Annotated in this window: 1 protein-coding gene; it reads right to left on the reverse strand. The window is 31.2% G+C overall.

All coding sequences use genetic code 11. The features are described from left to right. On the reverse strand, nucleotides 1–491 hold a 491-nt coding region (locus tag NNO04_RS22570), incomplete at its 3' end, for a CDP-glycerol glycerophosphotransferase family protein (RefSeq protein ID WP_442870768.1). Nucleotides 492–526: the final 35 nt, after the last annotated feature.

A 526-nucleotide genomic window follows, 5' to 3' on the forward strand; every position in this document is an offset into this window, starting at 1 on the left:
GCTAAAAGATGATTAATATCATATCCCGCGGAGTTAAACTCACTACTTTTTATGATCTTTATGCAATTTGGAAACTCAATTCCATTGAGTGCATTTTCTTCAAATGGATGCAACTTTACAAGCAATAATATATCATTTTTCTTGAGAAACTCACATAAGTTGTCAAATCTAAAATCAGCTAACCGAAAAAAGTTATTACTTTCAATTTTCTCACCATCACAACTTTCTAATACGTATTCATTTTGCCGAAATGTAGGTGCATAGAAAGCAATTTTTTTNTTTTTTTCATTCCGTAAAAAACTAAAATCTATTTTTTCGAACAAAAAATCATTTCGTGGCTGTCCTGTTATAAAAACATTATCGACACGCTCATGAAAAGCAGATGCTATAATGGAACGCATAATTTCTGATGTTGCAATTCTCTTCGCAGAATAATCCTCCATGAAATTTATTTCTTTATCCGCCAGATAGCATATTTTTTTTAATGGCATTCCATGCCACAGGCTTATATATGTTTGGTTACAAC

This window comes from Citrobacter sp. Awk 4 (assembly GCF_028069725.1).
GTDB lineage: Bacteria > Pseudomonadota > Gammaproteobacteria > Enterobacterales > Enterobacteriaceae > Citrobacter_D.